At 65.9% G+C, this 20,268-nt stretch carries 20 protein-coding genes and 1 tRNA gene; 7 read left to right on the plus strand and 14 right to left on the minus strand.

The genetic code is table 11. The annotated features are described in order from the left end of the window. Nucleotides 1–21: 21 nt before the first annotated feature. Nucleotides 22–585: a lipid-binding SYLF domain-containing protein gene (locus tag DC366_RS17115; RefSeq protein ID WP_108693417.1), complete on the plus strand. Its 564-nt coding sequence runs from the start codon at nt 22–24 to the stop codon at nt 583–585. Nucleotides 586–622: 37 nt separating this feature from the next. Here the strand turns inward: DC366_RS17115 and DC366_RS17120 are convergent, their stop codons facing one another. Beyond that, nucleotides 623–892 carry an usg protein gene (locus DC366_RS17120; RefSeq protein ID WP_108693418.1) on the minus strand — a complete coding sequence of 90 codons (270 nt, stop codon included), beginning with the start codon at nt 890–892 and terminating at the stop codon, nt 623–625. Nucleotides 893–1,184: 292 nt separating this feature from the next. Between DC366_RS17120 and gyrA the strand changes: the two genes are divergently transcribed. Then, nucleotides 1,185–3,956, plus strand: coding sequence for a DNA gyrase subunit A (gene gyrA / locus DC366_RS17125; RefSeq protein WP_108693419.1), 2,772 nt, complete (start codon nt 1,185–1,187; stop codon nt 3,954–3,956). Continuing rightward, complete coding sequence (locus tag DC366_RS17130) at nt 3,953–4,528, plus strand: hypothetical protein (RefSeq protein WP_108693420.1); 576 nt, start codon at nt 3,953–3,955, stop codon at nt 4,526–4,528. Before gyrA ends, DC366_RS17130 begins: the two co-directional genes overlap by 4 nt. 9 nt (nt 4,529–4,537) lie before the next feature. On the opposite strand, the gene DC366_RS17135 is transcribed toward DC366_RS17130, so the two are convergent. The 3 genes from DC366_RS17135 to DC366_RS17145 are packed head-to-tail and all read right to left on the minus strand — an operon-like array spanning nt 4,538 to nt 7,969. Then, nucleotides 4,538–6,013, minus strand: coding sequence for a carboxypeptidase M32 (locus tag DC366_RS17135; protein ID WP_108693421.1), 1,476 nt, complete (start codon nt 6,011–6,013; stop codon nt 4,538–4,540). Between the two features lies 1 nt (nt 6,014). Then, the gene (ctaA, locus tag DC366_RS17140; protein ID WP_108693422.1) at nt 6,015–7,157 is read right to left on the minus strand and encodes a heme A synthase; all 1,143 of its coding nucleotides are present in this window, start codon (nt 7,155–7,157) and stop codon (nt 6,015–6,017) included. 56 nt (nt 7,158–7,213) lie between these two features. Beyond that, complete coding sequence (locus tag DC366_RS17145; RefSeq protein ID WP_108693423.1) at nt 7,214–7,969, minus strand: RNA methyltransferase; 756 nt, start codon at nt 7,967–7,969, stop codon at nt 7,214–7,216. Nucleotides 7,970–8,163: 194 nt separating this feature from the next. Here DC366_RS17145 and DC366_RS17150 point away from each other — a divergent pair, with 194 nt between their 5' ends. Beyond that, a complete protein-coding gene (locus DC366_RS17150; RefSeq protein ID WP_108693424.1) occupies nt 8,164–8,784 on the plus strand; it encodes a thiamine phosphate synthase in 621 nt (206 codons plus the stop codon). Between the two features lie 10 nt (nt 8,785–8,794). On the opposite strand, the gene olsA is transcribed toward DC366_RS17150, so the two are convergent. From olsA to DC366_RS17165, 3 genes are all read right to left on the minus strand, one after another. After that, entirely contained in the window at nt 8,795–9,628 is an 834-nt protein-coding gene (gene olsA / locus DC366_RS17155; RefSeq protein WP_439331667.1) for a lyso-ornithine lipid O-acyltransferase, read from the minus strand. Between the two features lie 2 nt (nt 9,629–9,630). After that, nucleotides 9,631–10,422, minus strand: a complete 792-nt coding sequence (gene olsB, locus DC366_RS17160; RefSeq protein WP_108693425.1) for an L-ornithine N(alpha)-acyltransferase — start codon at nt 10,420–10,422, stop codon at nt 9,631–9,633. A gap of 288 nt (nt 10,423–10,710) precedes the next feature. Further along, entirely contained in the window at nt 10,711–10,893 is a 183-nt protein-coding gene (locus DC366_RS17165) for a DUF3553 domain-containing protein (protein WP_108693426.1), read from the minus strand. Nucleotides 10,894–10,920: 27 nt separating this feature from the next. On the opposite strand from DC366_RS17165, the gene DC366_RS17170 reads away from it, so the two are divergent. Next, nucleotides 10,921–11,523 carry a histidine phosphotransferase family protein gene (locus DC366_RS17170; protein ID WP_108693427.1) on the plus strand — a complete coding sequence of 201 codons (603 nt, stop codon included), beginning with the start codon at nt 10,921–10,923 and terminating at the stop codon, nt 11,521–11,523. A gap of 17 nt (nt 11,524–11,540) precedes the next feature. Here DC366_RS17170 and DC366_RS17175 read toward each other — a convergent pair whose 3' ends face one another. From DC366_RS17175 to DC366_RS17205, 7 genes are all read right to left on the minus strand, one after another. After that, the gene (locus DC366_RS17175; protein ID WP_108693428.1) at nt 11,541–12,806 is read right to left on the minus strand and encodes a glutamate-5-semialdehyde dehydrogenase; all 1,266 of its coding nucleotides are present in this window, start codon (nt 12,804–12,806) and stop codon (nt 11,541–11,543) included. Nucleotides 12,807–12,842: 36 nt separating this feature from the next. Beyond that, nucleotides 12,843–13,949 carry a glutamate 5-kinase gene (gene proB, locus DC366_RS17180; RefSeq protein ID WP_108693429.1) on the minus strand — a complete coding sequence of 369 codons (1,107 nt, stop codon included), beginning with the start codon at nt 13,947–13,949 and terminating at the stop codon, nt 12,843–12,845. Then, nucleotides 13,937–14,977, minus strand: a complete 1,041-nt coding sequence (obgE, locus tag DC366_RS17185; protein WP_108693430.1) for a GTPase ObgE — start codon at nt 14,975–14,977, stop codon at nt 13,937–13,939. Before obgE ends, proB begins: the two co-directional genes overlap by 13 nt. A 76-nt stretch (nt 14,978–15,053) precedes the next feature. Next, nucleotides 15,054–15,593 (minus strand): GNAT family N-acetyltransferase, encoded by a 540-nt coding sequence (locus tag DC366_RS17190; RefSeq protein WP_108693431.1) that lies wholly within the window; start codon nt 15,591–15,593, stop codon nt 15,054–15,056. 269 nt (nt 15,594–15,862) lie between these two features. Then, nucleotides 15,863–16,132: a 50S ribosomal protein L27 gene (rpmA, locus tag DC366_RS17195; RefSeq protein ID WP_108693432.1), complete on the minus strand. Its 270-nt coding sequence runs from the start codon at nt 16,130–16,132 to the stop codon at nt 15,863–15,865. Between the two features lie 11 nt (nt 16,133–16,143). Next, nucleotides 16,144–16,845 (minus strand): 50S ribosomal protein L21, encoded by a 702-nt coding sequence (locus tag DC366_RS17200; RefSeq protein ID WP_108693433.1) that lies wholly within the window; start codon nt 16,843–16,845, stop codon nt 16,144–16,146. A 223-nt stretch (nt 16,846–17,068) separates the two neighbouring features. After that, the gene (locus tag DC366_RS17205; protein WP_108693434.1) at nt 17,069–17,953 is read right to left on the minus strand and encodes a DUF2059 domain-containing protein; all 885 of its coding nucleotides are present in this window, start codon (nt 17,951–17,953) and stop codon (nt 17,069–17,071) included. A 216-nt stretch (nt 17,954–18,169) separates the two neighbouring features. On the opposite strand from DC366_RS17205, the gene DC366_RS17210 reads away from it, so the two are divergent. Next, nucleotides 18,170–18,259: transfer RNA gene (locus DC366_RS17210), tRNA-Ser, on the plus strand. A 145-nt stretch (nt 18,260–18,404) separates the two neighbouring features. Beyond that, on the plus strand, nt 18,405–19,676 hold the full coding sequence (locus tag DC366_RS17215; RefSeq protein WP_108693435.1) for a site-specific integrase: 1,272 nt from the start codon (nt 18,405–18,407) through the stop codon (nt 19,674–19,676). Nucleotides 19,677–20,268 lie beyond the last annotated feature (592 nt).

The raw sequence follows: 20,268 nt of genomic DNA on the forward strand, positions 1-20,268 counted from the left end.
GCAACGAACAGGCATGACATCATGAGCAACATCACCAGACGCGGCTTCACGCTGGGCGCTCTTGCGGGCACCGGGCTTGTCACGGCGGCCTGCGGCAACGGCATCGGCAGCCGCGGATCGCAGCAGATCGACGCGCGCGTGGACACCACGCTGCGCTATCTTTATGACACCTATCCCGGCACGCGCAGCCTTTATGAAAAATCGACCGGCATGCTGGTCATGCCGCTGATCACCGAGGCGGGTCTCGGCCTTGGCGGCGGATACGGGCGCGGCGCGCTGCGGATCAACAACCAGACGGTGGATTACTACTCGGCCACCAAGGGCAGCGTGGGCCTGCAGATCGGCGCGCAGCAATTCGCGCATGTGCTGTTCTTCATGACCGAAAGCGCGCTGGCGGGCTTCCGGCGGTCCTCGGGCTGGGCGGCGGGCGCCGATATCGGCTATGTGTTCAAGGACACCGCCGAGAACCTGCGCGCCGAGACCACGACAGCCACATCCCCGGTCATCGCCGTGGTGTTCGGGCAGGCCGGCCTGATGGCGGGCGCATCGCTGGAAGGCATGAAATACACGCGCATCATCGCCTGAAACGGCGCGGCGCCGGTCTGGATCCGGCGCCCGCCTGTCAATGCAGCGTAAATTCCCCGGTCACGTTCTGCCATTCGCCCGGCGCGATCATCTTGCGGTGCGAAAAGCGCACGGAATGCAGCGGGCCGTCCAGCTCGCGCTGCCAGAACTCGACGAACTGGAACAGCTTGGGGTGATCCGGCGCGATATCGTAATCCTGCCAGATATAGCTGTTCAGCACATGCACATAATCGGGCATCCCGTAGAAGAATTCGGCGGTGGTCAGCCCATAGCCCTTCAGCATCATTTCGGTTTCGGTCATCGGCATCTGTCATGCTCCTTGCCTGCTCGCTAAAGCGCGGCGCCCCGGCCCCCTTGGTACCCGCGAAAACCGGGGGCGCGGGCCTTTGGCGAAACGCTTTGGAATCATGATGCCTGAAAGAAATTACTTTTCAATGAAAACAGTCTGTTAGCGCATCGCGCTGATGGCTGCCAAAACCCGGCCCCATGCCCCATTGCACCCCATATCGTGGCGGTGGTATAGGATTAGAACACCAGATGTGGAATGACGCGACAAGGTAGGCCCCGTTTTGACCGATACGCCGCAACCCCCCGAAGACATGGACGAAATGACGCCCGAGCGGCCCGCATATGACGGGCCTACCGTCTCCATCGCGGATGAGATGAAGACGTCCTATCTGGATTACGCGATGTCGGTCATCGTCTCGCGCGCGATTCCCGACCTGCGCGACGGGCTGAAGCCCGTGCATCGCCGCATCCTCTATGCGATGCACGACGCCGGCAACACCCATGACAAACCCTACCGCAAATCCGCGCGCGCCGTCGGCGACGTCATGGGTAAATACCACCCGCACGGCGATAGCGCGATCTATGACGCGCTGGTGCGGATGGCGCAGGATTTCTCCATGTCGCTGCCGCTGCTCGATGGTCAGGGCAATTTCGGCTCGATGGACGGCGATAACGCCGCCGCCATGCGCTATACCGAAGTGCGGATGGACAAGCCGGCCGCCTATCTGCTGGCCGATATCGACAAGGAAACCGTCGATTTTCAGGACAACTATGACGGCAAGGACCGCGAGCCCACCGTTTTGCCCGCGCGTTTCCCAAACATGCTGGTCAACGGCGCGGGCGGCATTGCCGTGGGCATGGCCACCAATATCCCGCCCCATAACCTGGGAGAGGTTGTCGATGCCACGCTTGCGCTGATCGAGAACCCGGACCTGACCTCCGAAGACCTGATCGAGTACATCCCCGGCCCCGATTTTCCCACCGGCGGCATGATGCTGGGCCGGTCCGGCGCGCGAAAGGCGTATCTTGAGGGGCGCGGCAGTGTCATCATCCGCGCCAAGACCCGCACCGAGGAGATCCGCAAGGACCGCTGGGCGATCATCATCGACGAGATCCCCTATCAGGTGAACAAGGCCACCATGATCGAGCGCATCGCCGAGGCTGCCCGCGAAAAGCGGATCGAGGGCATCGCGCATGTGCAGGACGAAAGCGACCGCGACGGCGTGCGCGTGGTGATCGAGCTCAAGCGCGACGCGACCGCCGAAGTCGTGCTGAACCAGCTGTTCCGCTTTACCCCGATGCAGACCTATTTCGGCTGCAACATGCTGGCACTCAATGGTGGGCGCCCCGAGCAACTGACCCTGCGCCGCTTCCTGACCTCGTTCATCGATTTCCGCGAGGATGTGGTCGCACGGCGCACCGCGCATCTGCTGCGCAAGGCGCGCGAGCGCAGCCATATCCTGTGCGGTCTGGCCGTCGCCGTCAGCAACGTGGACGAGGTCGTCGCGACCATCCGCGCCTCTGCCGATGCGGCCGACGCGCGGCAAAAGCTGATGGAGCGGCGCTGGCCTGCGGGCGATATCCTGGAGTACATCGCGCTGATCGACGATCCGACCCATACTGCCAATGATGACGGCACCTACAACCTGTCGGAAATTCAGGCCCGCGCGATTCTGGAATTGCGCCTGCAGCGCCTGACGCAACTGGGCGTCAAGGAAGTCACGGACGAGCTGCAGGATCTGGCCGGCAAGATCAAGGAATACCTCGCCATCCTCGCCAGCCGCGAGCGCATCATGGAGATCATCGCAAACGAGCTGGCCGAGGTGCGCGAGCTGTTCGCCGTGCCGCGCCGCACCCAGATCGTCGACTGGTCCGGCGACATGGACGACGAGGACCTGATCGAGCGCGAAGACATGGTCGTCACCGTCACCTCCGGCGGCTATATCAAGCGCACCGCGCTGGCCGATTTCCGCAGCCAGAAACGCGGCGGCAAGGGCGTCGGCGGCATGGCGACGAAGGACGAGGATGTCGTCACCACGCTTTTCGTGGCCAACACGCACACGCAGCTTTTGTTCTTCACCACCGATGGCATGGTCTACAAGCTGAAGACCTGGCGCCTGCCGCAGGGGGGCCGCACCTCCAAGGGCAAGGCGATCGTCAACATCCTGCCGATCCCCACCGGCGTTTCCATCGCCGCGATCATGCCGGTGGACCGGGACGAGGCCGAATGGGACGATCTTCAGGTGGTCTTTGCCACGTCGGCGGGCACGGTGCGCCGCAACAAGCTGTCGGATTTCACCAATGTGCGCGCCAACGGCAAGATCGCCATGCGCTTTGAAGAAGAGAATGCAGGCATCACCCTGATCAACGCGCGCATCGCCTCGAATGAGGATGACGTGATGCTGGTCACATCCTCGGGCCGCGCCATCCGCTTTCCGGCCACGGACGTGCGCGTCTTCAACAGCCGCGCCAGCTTGGGTGTGCGGGGGATCCGCCTGACGGGCGATGACAGCGTCGTTTCGATGTCGATAATCCCGCATTTCGATGCCACGTCGGACGAGCGTGCCGCCTATCTGAAAATGCGCCGCGCGCAGGCCGGGCTGACGGACGAAGAGCTGGAAGCCGCAGATGATGAGGGCGATGCAAATGCCGACATCACGCAGGAGCGGTTCGCCGCGATGTCGGATGCCGAAACGCTGATCCTCACGATCACGGCGCAGGGCACGGGCAAGCTGAGCTCCAGCCACGATTACCCGGTGCGCGGGCGCGGCGGCATGGGCGTGGCCGCGATGGACCGCGCGATGCGCGGCGGCCCGCTGGTGGCCTCCTTCCCGGTGACGCTGGAGGACCAGATCATGCTGGCCACCTCCAAGGGGCAATCGATCCGCGTGCCGGTCGAGGGCATCTCCTTCCGCTCGCGCAGCGCGGGCGGGGTCAAGGTGTTCGACACCGGCCGGAACGAAACCGTCGTCAGCGTCGCCTGGATTGCCGAGCAATCAGACGATGAGGATGCGATCGACGGCGATGCGCCGGTCGACACCACCGGCGTGCAGCCCGGCGGGACATCTTCGGAGGGCGCGTGAGCAGCGCGGCCCCGCGCCTGACCTCCAAGGTCATTGCGCTTCTGTCCAGCCTTGTGGTGGCCGGGATCGCGATTGTCGCGCTCTGGACATATCTCGGCGGCAGCGGTGGCGACGATCCGGCCACAAGATCCCGTGTCATCGGCCCGGTGCGCGAGGCGGTTGACGCGGCCGCGGCCAATGCCGAGGCCTGCAGCCGGCGCCTGGGCGACATCGCGCAGCAAAGCGGCGCGGATCTGGCCGCATCGCTTGACGAGACGCAGTCATGCGGGCAGAGCGCCCGGCGTCTGGCAGCCGAGGGGTATACCGCCCTCGACACCGCCACGGGGCCGCAGGATTCGCCGCTGCGCGCGGAATTCCTCGATTCCGCAGGCGCGCTGCTCAGCGTCTACGAGATGCAGGGCGATGATTTCGACATGGTGCATGACCTGCTGCAGAACGCCCATGCCAGCGGCGCGCCGGTCGCGCCGCTGGGCAGCGATGTCACCTACACGCTTGGCAATTCGGCGCCCGACATCGCGGCCGCGGTCGCCCAGCTCGCCAAAACGCAGGATGCCTATCGCAAGGGCGGCTGAGCGGCGGACCTATGACGGATAGAGCGCGCTGAACTTCTGCTCCAGATAGGCCATCAGCGGCGCCTCCGTCGGCTCGGCCCCGCAGGCGCGGGTGATCAATTCGCGCGGGGGATAGAGTCCGCCATGCTGCTGCACATTCGCGCGCAGCCATCCCATCGCCTGCCCCATGTCACCCTGCGCCAGCTGCGCATCCAGATCGGGCACCGCGCGGCGCAGCGCCTCCGCAAGGCAGCCGGCATAGACATTGCCGAGGCTGTAGGTCGGGAAATAGCCGAAAAGCCCCACTGACCAATGCACATCCTGTAAGCAGCCCAATGAGGCGCGCGGCACCGCATAGCCGAAATCCGCCTCGAACCGCGCGTTCCATGCGCCCTCCAGATCCAGCGGCGCCAGATCGCCGGCAATCAGCGCCCGCTCCAGATCAAAGCGCATCAGGATATGCAGGTTGTACTGAACCTCGTCCGCCTCCGTGCGGATGAAGCCGCGATGCAGGCTGTTGACGGCGGCATAGAACGCATCCGCGCCCTCAATTCCGAAATCGCCGAACGCGTCCCGCATCTGGCCATAGAGCCAGCCGGTAAAGGCGCGGCTGCGCCCCAGCTGGTTCTCGACGATCCGGCTCTGGCTTTCGTGCACGCCCATCGACACGCCCGCGCCAAGCGGCGTCAGCGCATAGGCCGGATCGATGGATTGCTCATAAACCGCATGGCCCGCCTCGTGCATCGTCGAATAGAGGCAATTGAACGGATCGTCCTCGGCCGTGCGGGTGGTGATACGCACATCGTCGCCCGATCCGCTGGAGAAGGGATGCACCGCCTTGTCGATGCGCCCGCGCGTCATGTCATAGCCGCATACGCGCGCCAGTTGCCGCGCAAGACGCATCTGCGCCTGCGGCTTGAACCGACCCGTGACCTTCGGCGCGGCGGGCGCACCCAGCGCGGATTCGCGCAAGGCGATCAGGCCGGGACGCAGGGCGCCGAACATCGCCTCCAGATCGGCGGCTTTCGCGCCAGGCTCGTAATCGTCGAGCATCGCGTCATAGACGTCGCCGCCATCCGCCAGCGCCGCGCCCTCCTCGCGCCGAAGCGCGACGATCTCGGCCAAAACCGGCGCGAAGGCGGCGAAATCGTCGTCCGCGCGCGCCTGCGCCCACCTGCCTTGGGCCAGCGCCGTCTGACGCGCCAATGCGGCGGCCAGATCCTCGGGCACGCGCTGCGTGCGCTCGTGGCTGCGCCGGATATGGCGCAGCTGGGCCTCGCCCACCTGATCCAGCGGCTCCTGCGCCGCCGCCTCCAGCCATTCGCCGATCCGCGGGTCCACCTTGCGCGCATGCAGCACCGCATGCAGCGCGCCCGTCTCCTCCGAGCGCTGCATCGCCGCGCCGCGGGGCATCACCGTCTCGCGGTCCCATGACAATCGCCCGGCCACCTGCGCCAGCGCCTCGGTCTGGCGCTGATACGCCATCAGATCGTCATATGCGCTCATCTTACGTGCCCCTTACCGATTGCGCCGGCGGATACCCGGCATGCAGGCGCGCCCGCAGGATCAGCACCCAGACGATCACCGCCAGGAACTGGTGCAGGATCGCCACGTGCCACGGCGCCGCCAGCAGGACGGTCACGATCCCCAGAACAACCTGCGCGAGAACCGCGGCGAAGGCCACAGTGAACGCGGACCGGGTGGCCACATAGGCGCTGCGCCGCCCGCGCAACAGCGCCATCACCGAAAACGCCAGCAGCGCATAGCCCGTCATGCGGTGGATGAACTGCACCGTGCCGGCATTCTCGAAGAAATTGCGCCACCACGGCTCGATCACCATCATCTGCGGCGGCCATAGCCCGCCGCCCATCAGCGGCCATTCGGCATAGCTGCGCCCGGCGTCGATACCGGCGACAAGCGCACCGATGAGTATCTGCAGAAAGGCAAAATGCAGCCACCCCGTGCCGATCCCGAAAAGCCGCGCCTCGCGGGCGCGGCGGGCCTGCATCAGCTCGCGCTCGGGCCGCGCCAGCAGCATCATGTACCACGCAATGAAGCCCAGGATCACGAAGGCCAGCCCCAGATGCGTGGCCAGGCGATAGGACGCCACGGCGGTGCGATCGCCGCCAAGGCCGGAATGAACCATCCACCAGCCGACCGCCCCCTGAAGCCCGCCCAGCACCCCCAGCAGCAGCAGCCGCCCGGTCCAGCCCGCCGGGATCTGGCGCGCTGCCAGAAAACCGAAAAACCCGATGGCCCAGACCAGCCCGATCACGCGGCCCAGCTGCCGGTGGCCCCATTCCCACCAGTAGATGACCTTGAAATCCTCAAGCCCCATCCAGCTGTGCTGTGCGCTGAACTGCGGGATCGCCTGATACCGCTCGAACTCGGCCTGCCAATCGGCGGCGTTCAGCGGCGGCAGCGCGCCGGTCAGCGGGCGCCATTCGGTGATCGACAGGCCACTGTCGGTCAGCCGCGTCAGGCCGCCGACGGCGATCATCACCACCACCAGCGCGAAGAGCACCATCAGCCACAGCCGGATCCCGCGCCGCGCGCCGCGCCGCCCGGCATCGATCATGCCGCCCGCGGGCTTGACACGGCCGGCCTCGGGCGTGTCCACCTCCTGAAAAATGCTGCGCTTCTGCCTCATGCGCCCTGCTCCTGCTGTTTCGGCCCGCTGCACGGTAGTGCGCGCGCCCTGCCCCTTCAAGCGCCGCCGCCGCCGCGATCCTTCCAGCGGACCATCTGCCGCAGAATACCGTGCAACAGCCGCGTGTCCGCCTGCGTCAGCGGCATCCGCGACCAGAAGTTGCGCAAGGTCTGGCGCATGTTGGCCGCCTTGTGATCGGGATAGAAGAACCCGGCCTCCTGCATCTGCGCATCGTAATGCGCGGCCAGCGCCTCGATCTCGACCTGATCGGCCCATTGGGTGTTGTGCATGTGCACGTGCCCCTCGGGCACCGCATCCGCCGCCCGGCGCCATTCGTAGGCCGTCAAGAGAACGCATTGCGCAAGGTTGAGGCTGGGGAACTGCGGGTTGACCGGGACGGTGATGATCGCGCTGGCGCGCACCACGTCGTCATTCTCCAGCCCGGCGCGCTCGGGGCCGAACATGACGGCCACTTTCTGCCCCTCGCCGATCCGCCGCGCCGCGTCGCGCATCGCCTCCTCCGGGCTGAAGATCGGCTTGGTCAGCTCGCGCCCCCGCGCGGTGGTGGCATAGACATAATGGCAATCCCCCAGCGCGGCGGGCAGATCGCCAAGCAGCTGCGCCTCGTCCAGAAGGCGCCCGGCGCCGCTGGCCATCGCCACCGCGCTGCCACTGGGCCAGCCGTCGCGCGGCGCCACGACGCGCATCCGGTCAAGGCCGAAATTCCACATCGCGCGCGCCGCCGCGCCGATATTCTCGCCCATCTGGGGGCGCACCAGCACGAAGGCCGGCTGGGGTCTGTCGCTTGGCATGGGCCCTGACCTTTCGCTTGGCGCGGGCATACCCCGGCCCCGCGCCCTTGAAAACCCCCCGGCCCGCCCGCGCATGCCCTGCCAATTCTTCTTGCGCCAAATATCCCCGACGGAGGCTCCCGCAACCTGCCACCTGTGGCGCCGCCCGAAAAGCTGCGCTATAGCGGCGACACGCCAGACGAAGGAGCGCCAAAATGAGCGACCAGGAGCAGCCGCAGATCTACCTGATCACCCCGCCGGAATTCGAGTTGAGCCAGTTTCAGGCGCAGCTATCGTCGGTGCTGGACAGTCACGCGGTGGCGTGCCTGCGCGTGTCGCTGGCCACCCATGACGAGGACCGCATCCTGCGCGCCGCCGATGCCTGCCGCGAGATCTGCCATGCGCGCGACGTGGCGATCGTCATCGCCAGCCACATCGCCCTGGCCGAGCGTCTGGGCCTTGACGGCGTGCATCTGGGCGATGGCGCCCGCTCGGTGCGCAAGGCGCGCAAGGTGCTGGGGCCCGATGCGATCGTCGGCGCCTTCTGCGCCGGCTCGCGCCACGAGGGGATGAATGCGGGCGAGGCCGGGGCAGATTACGTCGCGTTCGGCCCGCTGGGCGCCTCGGCGCTCGGTGACGGCACCCAGGCCGAGCCGGAGCTGTTCCAATGGTGGAGCGAGATGATCGAGCTGCCCGTCGTCGCCGAAGGCGCGCTGGACGAAAGCATCGTCAAGGCGCTGGCACCCGCGACCGATTTTTTCGCCATTGGCGAGGAGATCTGGACGCGGGACGATCCCGCCGCCGCCCTTGGCGATCTCATCGGCGCGATGCGCTAGGAAGCATCGCCTACCCCGGCAGACCTTGCCGGGCGGGCGGCATCGCGCCGCGCACGATCCGCTCCGCCTCGGCCGCCAGCGCCTTGCGGTCCGCGAAATCGGCCACGTAGAGCGGCGCATGATAGATCAGCTCGACCCGCCCCGCGCGCGGCGCGGCGAAGACGGCGGCGGCGTGCGGCGCGAAATCCATGTCCCCGAACCAACCGTAGAACGCTGGATCGCGTCCCTTCGGCGCGTGATAGATGACCGTCACGGGCTGCACATGCATGATCGGCTTCAGCTCAGGCGACAGGAACGCCTGAAACAATGTCGGCTTGAACCGCAGCACGCGCAGCCCGTCCGTCGATGTGCCCTCGGGAAAGAAGACCAGTTGCTGGCCCGCCAGCAGGCGCGCCTTCAGCGCGGCGGTCTGCGCCTGCGCCTCGCGCGCGTCCCGCCGGATGAAGAGCGTGCCCGCCGCCCGCGCCAGAAAGCCGATGACGGGCCAGCCTGATACCTCGGATTTGGACACGAAAACAATGCGGTGGCGCGCATTCAGCACGAATATATCCAGCCACGAGGAATGATTGGCCACCACCGCGCCCGCCTGCCGCATGGGCGTGCCCCGCAGCGTCAGGCGCAGCCCGAGAATGGCCAGACACGCGCGAAAGAAGCCCTGCACGACATAGCCCGAAACCGGGCGGCGCGCGCCCGCCAGCGGCCGCTCGACGAGGCGCACCAGCAGCAAAAGGGGCAGCAGGCAGACCAGAACGGCCAGCAGCAGCGCCGCGCGCCACGCGATCCGGGCGCGGCCCATCGCACCGGGCGGCGGCGTTGCCATATCGGGCCGCGGCCAGTCCGGCACGCTCACGCGCCGCCCGCCGGGGCATAGATCGCGCGATGCGCCGCGCTCAGCCGCGCCGTGTCGAGGATCAGGCAGACGTCCGTCGTGTTGAAGGGACGGTCGATGAACGCGCCGTCGCCCACATGGCCGCCAAGGCGCAGATAGGCCTTGATCAGCGGCGGCACCTGCAGCATCGCGGCGCGTCGGTCCAGCGTCTCTTCGGGGATCAAGTCCATCGGCTGGTATTGCAGCGACCGCGCGCGCAGACCCGGCGGCGCCAGATGCCGGTGATGCAGCAGCGACAGCGGCGCCGCCAGCGCGGCGGGATCGGTCCCGCGAAAGCTGGCCACGCCGAACAGCACCTCGGCGCCGTCCTCGGCAACATACCGCGCCAGCCCCTGCCACAGGTGCAACAGCGCGTCGCCGCCCCGATACCGCGCATCAATGCACGAGCGCCCCATCTCCAGCAGGCGCCGGCCGGACGCGCGCAGCGGGGCCAGATCATATTCATCCTCGGAATAGAACTGCCCGGCCAATGCCGCCCGCCCCTGCGGCAACAGGCGGTAGACGCCGATCACCTGCGCCTCGGGCGGTCCCGGCAGGGCGCGATCGCGCAGCAGCAGATGATCGAACCATTGATCGAACCGGTCCGCCTCGATGCCCGCGGCATGATCGACCATCTCGCCGCTGCCGCCCAGTTCGGCCACGAAGACGCGGTATCGCAGACGCTGCGCCGCGCGCAGATCGGCAGGGCCGTCCGCCAACGTGACCTCGAATTCCGGAAGGGGGCCGCTTCGGGCCGCGCGCGTTTTCATTCTGTCCTCGGGCGACATGCGGTTTCCCGCCTTCTACGGGCGGTGCGGCACGATGGCAACATTGCCGCCAATCAATGCGTGACCTCCGCCGCGCCTCTCGCTACCGCCTAAAGCGTTTCGCCTTTATCCTGAGACATCAGATAAGGGCGATACGCGCGCAACGCTGATATGTCACGGGCGTTTCGCGAAAATCAGTGATTCAGGTTTTTCGCAAAACGCTTTAGGTTGATCTGCGCAGGATAATTCACCTGCCAATTCTCGCCGGGGTTAATCATTTGGTAACCAACATCACGGATCAAGAACCGGCAGCAGCGCAACGCGGCTGGCGTCTATCACCACCTTGCCCGCATCGGGGAAATTCACCGTGACCTTGCCTGCCACATTCGATTGCACCTGGCCGACGCCCCATTCGGGGCGGCTCGGTGCCTCGACCCGCATGCCGGGTTCAAGAAATGCTGCGAAATCGCTCATCCATGCGCCTTTGCCGAAAGGAATCCGATGACCCATCTTAACCGCAATCTGGGCGCGCTGATAGGCTCGCGCATCTGTCATGACCTGATCAGCCCGGTCGGCGCCATTTCGAACGGGCTGGAGCTGCTCGGTCTTGCCGGGGTGCCGGACGGGCCGGAACTGGCGCTGGTGGCCGACAGCGCGGCCAATGCCAATGCGCGGCTGCGGTTTTTCCGCGTGGCGTTCGGCCTGTCGAGCGAGGCGCAAAGCATGACCGCGCGCGAGATCCGTGCCATCCTCGGCGATGTCTACACCGCCAAGATGCACTGCGACTGGCAGGTGGAGGGCCCACTGCCGCGGCGCATGGCGCAGGCGGCGTTTCTGGCGATACTCTGCGCCGAGCAGGCCGCGCCCTTCGGCGGCACGGTGACGATCACCGGAAGCGAGGCGCGGCTGCGCGTCGCCGCCACCGGCGGTCGGCTGGCCCCGCAGGAGGCCCATTGGGCGTGGCTGACCGGTGATGCGCCGGGCGATGTGGACACCCTGCCCGCCGCGCAGGTGCAATTCGCGCTTCTGCCGGATCTTCTGTCGCAGATGGGGCGCCGCGCCGAGCTGTCGCTTGGCGCCGATGAGGCCGCGCTGGAGTTCTGAGGCGAAAGGCGCGCGGATCAGGCGCGCACGGCGCCGTCGCCCGTCACCAGATACTTGAAGCTGGTCAGCTGCGCCGCCCCCACCGGCCCGCGCGCATGCAGCTTACCGGTGGCGATGCCGATCTCGGCGCCCATGCCGAATTCGCCGCCATCGGCGAATTGCGTTGACGTGTTGTGCATCAGGATGGCGCTGTCGACCTGCGCAAAAAACGCCTGCACCGCGGCCGGATCCTCGCTGATGATGCAATCGGTATGGTGCGAGCCGTATTGCTCGATATGCCCGATGGCAAGGCCCAGATCCCCCACCACGCGTGCGGCGATGATGCTGTCGAGATATTCATGCCCCCAATCCTCCTCGCGCGCGGGCACGGTGCCGTCGATGGCCGACAACGTCTCGTCCGCGCGCACCTCCACGCCCTCGGCGATGAGCGCGCGGATCAGGTCATTGCCCAGACCGCCCACCAGATCGCGGTGAATGAGCAGACATTCGGCGGCCCCGCAAATGCCGGTGCGGCGCGTCTTGGCGTTCAGCACCACGCGCATCGCCTTTTGCGCATCGGCGGCGGCATCGACATAGACATGCACGACCCCTTCCAGATGCGCGAAAACGGGCACGCGCGCCTCGCGCTGGACCAGCCCGACCAGTGCCTTGCCGCCGCGCGGCACGATCACGTCGATGCTGCCGGTCATGGTCAGCATCTCGCTGACGGCGGCGCGGTCGCGCGTCGGCACCAGCTGGATCGCCTCTTCGGGCAGACCGGCCTCGCGCAGACCCTGCTTGAGACAGGCATGGATCGCGCGCGAGCTGTGATAGCTCTCCGAGCCGCCGCGCAGGATCACGGCATTGCCCGCCTTCAGACAGAGCGCGCCGGCATCGGCCGTCACGTTCGGGCGGCTCTCGTAGATGACGCCGATCACGCCGAGGGGCGTGCTGACGCGGCGGATATGGATGCCGCTCGGCTGGTCCCATTCGGCCAGAACCTTGCCCACCGGATCGGGCTGATCGGCCACGTTGCGCAAACCGTCCGCGATGGCGCGCACGCGCCCCTCGTCCAGCATCAGCCGGTCCAGCATGGCATCGCTCAGCCCCTTTTCGCGCGCCGCCGCCACGTCCTTGGCATTGGATTCGATGATCGCGGCGCGGCGTGCCCAGACCGCGTCGGCGGCGCTGCGCAGGGCGGTATCCTTGCGGTCCGTGTCGGTCACGGCCAGCTCGGTCGCCGCGGCGCGGGCGCAGGCGCCCATGCGGGCCATCAGGGCGGGAATGTCTTGGGGTTCGGTCATCGGATCGGCTCCTTGCCGCAAATCGGTGTCGGGGCGTCAGAACGCCATGTCGTCGCGGTGAATCAGCGCCGCGCGCGCAGGATAGCCCAAAGCCTCGGCAATGGCATCCGAGCGCAGCCCGCAGGTGCGCCCCGCATCATGCGCATCATATCGGGTGAGGCCAAGACCCAACTGCGCGCCGTCCGGGCCGATGATGGCAACCGCGTCGCCGCGCCCGAAATCGCCCTCGACCGCGGTGACGCCCGCGGGCAACAGGCTGCTGCCGCCGCCCATGGCGCGCGCGGCCCCGGCATCGACATGCAGCCGGCCCCGCGGCTTCATGCTGCCGATCCACGCCTTGCGGCGCTGCTGCGGCGTGCCCTGCGCGACAAACCATGTGGCAGGCGCGCCCTGCTCCAGCGCGGCCAGCGGGCGGATCACGAAACCATCGGTGATGGCCATGTCGCAGCCCGCGGCCATCGCGGCCTTCGCCGCCATCAGCTTGGTCTTCATGCCGCCCTTGCTGAGGCCCGATCCGGCATCGCCCGCCATCGCCTCGATCTCGGGGGTGATGGCGTCAACGGTGTCGAAACGGCGCGCGCCTGCGTCCTGCGCGGGATTGCCCGAATAAAAGCCGTCGATATCGCTCAGCAGGATCAGCTGATCGGCGCCCGCCGTCACGGCGACCTGCGCGGCAAGGCGGTCATTGTCGCCATAGCGGATCTCGTCGGTGGCGACGGTGTCATTCTCGTTCACGATCGGCACCGCACCAAGGCGCAAGAGCTGTTCCAGCGTCGCGCGGGTGTTGAGATAGCGGCGCCGGTCCGCGCTGTCCTCCAGCGTCAGCAGAACCTGCGCCGAGATCAGCCCGCGCGCGGCCAGAGCCGCATCATAGGCGCCCGCCAGCCGGATCTGGCCGACGGCGGCGGCGGCCTGGCTTTGCTCCAGCGTCAATGTCCCGCCGGGCAGGCCAAGCGTGCCGCGCCCCAGCGCGATGGAGCCGGACGAGACCAGAACCACGTCCGTGCCCCGCGCGCGCAGCCGCGCCACGTCATCGGCCAGCCCCTCCAGCCATTCGGCCCGCAGCGCGCCGGTCTCCCGATCCACCAGAAGGGCCGAGCCGATCTTGACGACCAGCCGTTTCGCGTCGCTCAGGGTTGCCACGGCGCGGGCTCTTCGTCGCTGGCCTTGCGATGGCGCAGGCGGTCATCGTCAATCTCGGCGCGCAGCGCGCGCAGAACGTCCGTGACCCCGTCGCCCGCGACACCCGACATCGTCATCACCGGCCCGCCGGAGGCCGCCTCCAGCGCGGCCTTCGCCTCGGCCAGCGCGTCCGCATCCAGCGCGTCGATCTTGTTCAGGACCGTCAGGCGCGGCTTGTCGCCGAGCGGGCCGTCATAGGCCTCGATCTCGGTGATGATGGTCTGGTAATCCTCGGCAATCGTCTGCGACGTGCCATCGACCAGATGCAGCAGAACCGCGCAGCGCTCCACATGGCCAAGGAAAAGATCGCCAAGGCCCCTGCCCTCGCTCGCGCCGTCGATCAGGCCGGGAATGTCGGCCACGACGAATTCCACATTGTCGACGCCAACCACGCCCAGATTGGGATGCAGCGTGGTAAAGGGATAGTCGGCGATCTTGGGCCGCGCGTTGGAGGTGGCGGCCAGAAAGGTGGACTTGCCCGCGTTCGGCAGACCCAGCAGGCCCACATCCGCGATCAGTTTCAGGCGCAGCCAGATCGTGCGCTCCACCCCCTCCTGCCCCGGATTGGCGCGGCGCGGGGCCTGGTTGGTGGAGGATTTGAAATGCAGGTTGCCAAAGCCGCCATTGCCGCCGCGCGCCAGCTCGACCCGCTGGCCCAGCTCGGTCATGTCGGCGATGATGGTTTCCTGGTCCTCGTCCAGGATCTCGGTGCCGACGGGCACGCGCAGCACGATATCGTCGCCATCCTTGCCGGTGCGCTGGCGCCCCATGCCGGGCTGGCCCGACCGCGCGAAGAAATGCTGTTGATAGCGGAAGTCGATCAGCGTGTTCAGCCCGTCCACCGCCTCGGCATAGACCGAGCCGCCGTCGCCGCCATCGCCGCCATCGGGGCCGCCGAATTCGATGTATTTCTCGCGCCGGAAACTGACGCAGCCGCCACCGCCGCCGCCCGAACGGATATAAACCTTGGCGAGATCGAGGAATTTCATGGACCGGTCCCTGCACATGCGCGCGCCGCCGCGCGGCGCCCTGTTGCGCCTTCCATACGCAATCGGGCGGCCCGGCTCAATCCAGTTTTCGGCTGTAGGTCCAGGTGGGCACGGTGTAGCCGCGCGCAAGGCAGTAGCATTCGGCGTCGCCCAGATAGGCAAAGCCGGAATTGGTGAGCACGCGCGCCGATGCCGGGTTGTCCTGTTGCACGGTGGCGAAAATGGTGCGGCATCCCAGCGGGTTGGCCGCAACCAGCGCCGAGACGGCGGCCGAGGCGACGCCCGAATTCCAGAACACCGGCGCCACCCAATAGCCGATCTCGGCCTGCCCGATATCCAGACGCGTCAGGCTGATCACGCCCATGAGCTCGCCGCAATCGGCGCGGGTGCCGTCGATGGCCCATGCGTCCTCGATCCGGCTCTCGGCCATGCAGCGTTCGATGAACGCCTCCGTCGTGCCGGGGGGCAAGGGATGCGGGATGGACGATGTCGCCTGCGCGACGCGCAGATCGCTGGTAAAAAGCGTCATCAGCCCCGCGTCCGACGGGCGCACCGGGCGCAGATCGTAATCGCCGGCCGCAATCACGGGTTGGCGTTCGGCATAAGCAAGACCCATGATGAGCCTCCTTTCCAGAAGCGCGGGCAGTCAGGTGATCGCCGCAGGTGGCAGGCCCTTCGGCATCGCGGCGCGCAAGCCGATGCGCGGCGCCAGCCTCAGGATAGCCGGTGTTAACATCCGAGGGTTTAAAAAGGTTTCACGTCAGCGTGATAGGCTGCATTCACCCGCCCTGCCGCCTCAAGGCAAAAAGGGGACCGGCGTCACCGCCGATCCCCTGATTTGTCCGGCCGGGCAAAAGTCGGCCCATCGGCCGACATGCTCCCCGCTTACTCGGCGGCGTCGGCCACCGGCAGGACGGAGATGAACTTGCGTCCCTTCAGCCCGGTGTGAAACTTCACATTTCCCTCGATCGTGGCATAGATCGTGTGATCCTTGCCCAGACCGACGCCTTCGCCCGGCCACATCTTGGTGCCGCGCTGGCGCATGATGATGTTGCCCGGGATGACCGATTCGCCACCATATTTCTTGACGCCAAGGCGACGGCCCGCGCTGTCGCGGCCGTTACGGGATGAACCGCCTGCTTTTTTATGTGCCATCTGGTCTCTCCTTAACCTTTGGTCAGTTCTTTGGCCTGATCGATCCAGCCTTCGCGCTCGATCCGGCCCTTGAACGACAGTTTCTCGTCCATATCAGCAACGTCCGCCTCGGTCCATCCCGCGATCTGGGCAAAGCTGGTCACGCCGTTCTCGTGCAGCTTCTTCTCCAGCGCGGGACCGACGCCCGACAGCTTCTTGAGATCGTCGCCGCCAGCAGCGGCTTTCTTGGGCGCGGCCTTCTTCTTCTCGGCGGACTTCTCTTCGGCCTGACCTTCGCTGACGCGCTTCTTCATCTCGGCCTGCTGGGTCTTGTTCTTGGCATATTGCCCGTCCGAGACGACAGCGGCGCCCGAGACCGAGCCTGCGCCGATCGCGGCCTTGACGCCGGACTTGTCCGCGCCCTTGTCCATGATGTCGGTCACGCGCAGCAGCGTCAGCTGCTGGCGGTGGCCCTTGGTGCGCTGCGAGCCATGCTTGCGGCGGCGCTTGACGAAGTGGATGACCTTGTCACCCTTGATTTGGTCGATGACCTCGGCCTGAACGCAGGCGCCCTCGATCAGGGGCGCGCCGACGACCGGGCTGTCGCCGCCCAGCATCAGAACCTCGTTGAATTGAACCGTCTCGCCCGCTTCGGCGGCCAGTTTCTCGACACGCAGCATATCGCCGGACTGAACCCGATACTGCTTGCCTCCGGTTTTAAGAACCGCAAACATCCGTCTTTCCTTCGCTTTTCCGCGTCCGCCGGTCCCCTTGCGGGTGTTCGCGGCCCCTCGCGGGCCACCTTGGACAGCGCGCCAGATCTGGCGTCATGTAAACACTCCCGGACGCAAGGCTCGCCCTTGCCGGGATGCGGGCTTATCAGGCGATCGCGCGGCCAAGTCAACCCCGTTTTCCGCCCCGCGCGGGCGCGGCGGTCAACGGTCGCGGGCGCCGCCATCACAATGGCGCACTGACCATCCAGCTGCCCGCCATGTGGCCCAGGATATAGGCCATCTGGTCGTACATCCCGTTATAGCCATCAAAGAGCGCCGCGTTCAGATCGCGGCCCGCCTGCGTGCCGAAGAACACCACGTAGGCGTCCATCTGCTCTGGGCTCAGCGGCGCGCACGCGGCCATCAGAAAGGCCATAATCCATTCTTCGGTATCGCGGCGCGTCTGTTCCAGATCGGCGGTCACGACATCGCTCAGCTCCTCGCCATCGGCTGCAGGGCCCGGCGCGCCCGCATCCATGACGCCGCTCCAGAACATCATGTCGCCATTCAGCGCCGCCGCGACGTTCCGCTCGATCAGATCGCCACTGTCGATCAGTTGCCGGATCTGGCCCAGAAGCCGCGCTTGAGGCCCGTCCGTCGCCGCTTCGCCGGCCTGTGCTGCAGCGCGCGCAGCCTCCTCCTCCGCCGGATCCAGAAAGGCGCGCCGCGCGTCCAGCTCTGCCCGCACCGCCATGCGCCCCGCCTCGCTCTCGAAAAAGGCCAGCATCGGAGCCAGATCGGCGCCCTTCAGGCTGCGCTCCAGCCCCTGCAGGACCAACTCCTGCATGCGCGCCGGATCATAAAGCTGCGCCACCTGAGCGCGCCACGCGGCATGGTCCACATCGGGCAGCATCGTCGCCGCGATCTGATCGGAATAGACCAGCCCCTCGTCGCGCATGATCTCGACGCTCTCGGCCACGCGAAGCGCGCGCGCAAGCGCCTCGATCGGCGCCGCGCGCTCCTGCGCTGCCGCACCAAGGGCGCCGCAAAACCACAGAATGCACAAAACCGCCACCGAGGCACTTCTTGCCGCCGCCGCCCGCCAAGCCCGACCGATCACATCTTGCATCACATTCCCTCGTCACATGCCCCGCTCGCGCCCCAGCCTATCCCAGCCGCCCGCCGGCGGCACCCGGAAAATCGGCACGCCCCGCCCCGCCCGGCCAGATCCCGCCTTGCCCGGCAGCGCGCGGAACCATCAAATTCATCCCTGCCACGTGATTTTCGGCAAACCCCCTTGCCCCTCTCGGAAAACCGATCTAAAGCGCACCCACCAGACCCCCGCGGAGAGGTGCCGGAGTGGTCGAACGGGGCGGTCTCGAAAACCGTTGAGGGTGCAAGCCTTCCCAGGGTTCGAATCCCTGTCTCTCCGCCAAAACTTGCGAGTTGAGAATTAAATTCCACTTGTAAATCAATTGATTAGCCCGCAAGCTGGCAGTGAGTATTACGTACACCTCTTGATCCGCTGAACATTTCGCCACACATTTTGCCACACAGATGGGCAGTTGGGATGGTATGAGATGAAGCTACAGAAACGCAATAACACATACCATCTGCGCAAGCGTGTGCCTGTCCGGTACCAAGCTATCGAGCCGCGAGCGTCATTCTACGTGAGCCTCAATACTGATTCAAAGGCCTTGGCAGAGCAGAAGGCTGCCGCGATCTGGAGCGCGCAGGTCGATGCTTGGGAAGCACTCCTTGCGGGAGATAGCGAGGAGGCGAGCAAGCGCCATGCGGCGGCGCAATCCATCGCACAGATGAAGGGTTTTCGATATCTGCATGCGCCCCAAGTCGCGGAGTTGCCGCGGCGAGAGCTGCTGGAGCGTGTCGAGGCGATCCCTGAAACCGCCGGTGCGCCGGATAAATCAGTTGCATCCGCCGTTCTGGGAAGTGTCTCTGCTCCTGTGATCACGGTCTCCGGCGCGCTTGAGCTTTATTGGCGGCTAGCCAAAGACAAGACCCTCGGTAAAAGTGACGATCAGCTTCGGCGATGGAAAAATCCCCGCAAGAAGGCGATCCGGAATTTTCTGGACATCGTCGGTGATAAGCCTCTCGCGGAGATCACGGGCGACGACACGCTCAATTTTCGGGACCATTGGTATGACAGGATCTGCGCAGAAGGGCTGACCCCCAACAGCGCGAACAAGGATTTCACACATCTTGGCGACGTTCTGAAGACGGTCAATCGAATGAAGCGATTGAGTCTCAAACTTCCCCTGTCCGAGCTGGCGTTCAAAGAAGGTGAGGCCAAGAAACGGCCGCCCTTTTCACGCGCATGGATTGAGGAGCATCTCCTGCGCGCCGGGGCATTGGATCGGCTCAACGATGAGGCGCGGGCTATCATGCTTGCTATGATCAACACTGGCATGCGCCCCAGCGAACTGGCGGCGCTGACGCCTGATGAAATCCGTCTTGATGCCAACATCCCGCATATCTCGCTCGCACCGGTTGGCCGCCAGCTAAAGACCAAAAGCTCCCGTCGGACCATCCCACTCATCGGCATTTCTCTTGAAGCCATGCGCGGCTTCCCGAACGGTTTTGAGCGCTACTGGGGAGGCTCGGCGAGCCTGAGTGCGACGGTGAACAAATATCTTCGCGGCAATAACCTGCTCGAGACACCTGAGCACAGCCTTTATTGCCTGCGTCACAGTTTCGAGGATCGGATGCTGGAGGCCGGCATTGATGAGCGGATCCGGCGCGACCTTATGGGCCATTCGTTGCGACGGGAGCGCTACGGCGACGGCGGCTCGCTGGAGATGTTGAGCGAGTTGCTGGCGCCAGTCGCGCTGTGAGCCAAGAGAGCGCGGGCCCGGACCTGGGCTGCGGTCTGGCCAGCTTGAATGGCGGTCTCTATTTCAATCTCCCGCTCAAGCCGCTCGAAGATCGGGGTGTAAACGGGATTGTCGTTCATCAATGCCGCGACTGTCAGAAGAGCCGCGCGTAGGCGGTCGAGTTCCGTCCGGGACACCGCAGGCTCGCGGGCTCCCGGACCTTCCTTTTGTCCCCCGGAAAGCTTCTCGTTGATATGGCATTCCTGATCGCGCAAACGCGTTTCTCACTTGCTCGTGACGGTGTAAACTGTCATCGGCCAGACGCTTGTCTGTCCTAGCATTCACAATAGCAGAGCTTCCCTTCGATGAGAGGTTCTAAGTTCTTTTCAGAGCGAGGAACCTGTGGAAAACTATGGGAAATCCTCAGGATTCACGTTTCACTTTACAGGACGACATTCATCTCAGGATTGGGTGTTTTCCGGAGTTGGGGGCCTGTGTCTATGCAAGTCTTGATCCTCGCAAGCGCGCGACTGTAGGTAAGCATCCGGCGTAGGCCACAGCGAGGTCAACGTGCGTGTTGACGGTCCATTTCGATGAGCTCGCACAGGTTTTC

Source organism: Pelagivirga sediminicola, assembly GCF_003072125.1.
Classification (GTDB): domain Bacteria; phylum Pseudomonadota; class Alphaproteobacteria; order Rhodobacterales; family Rhodobacteraceae; genus Roseovarius; species Roseovarius sediminicola.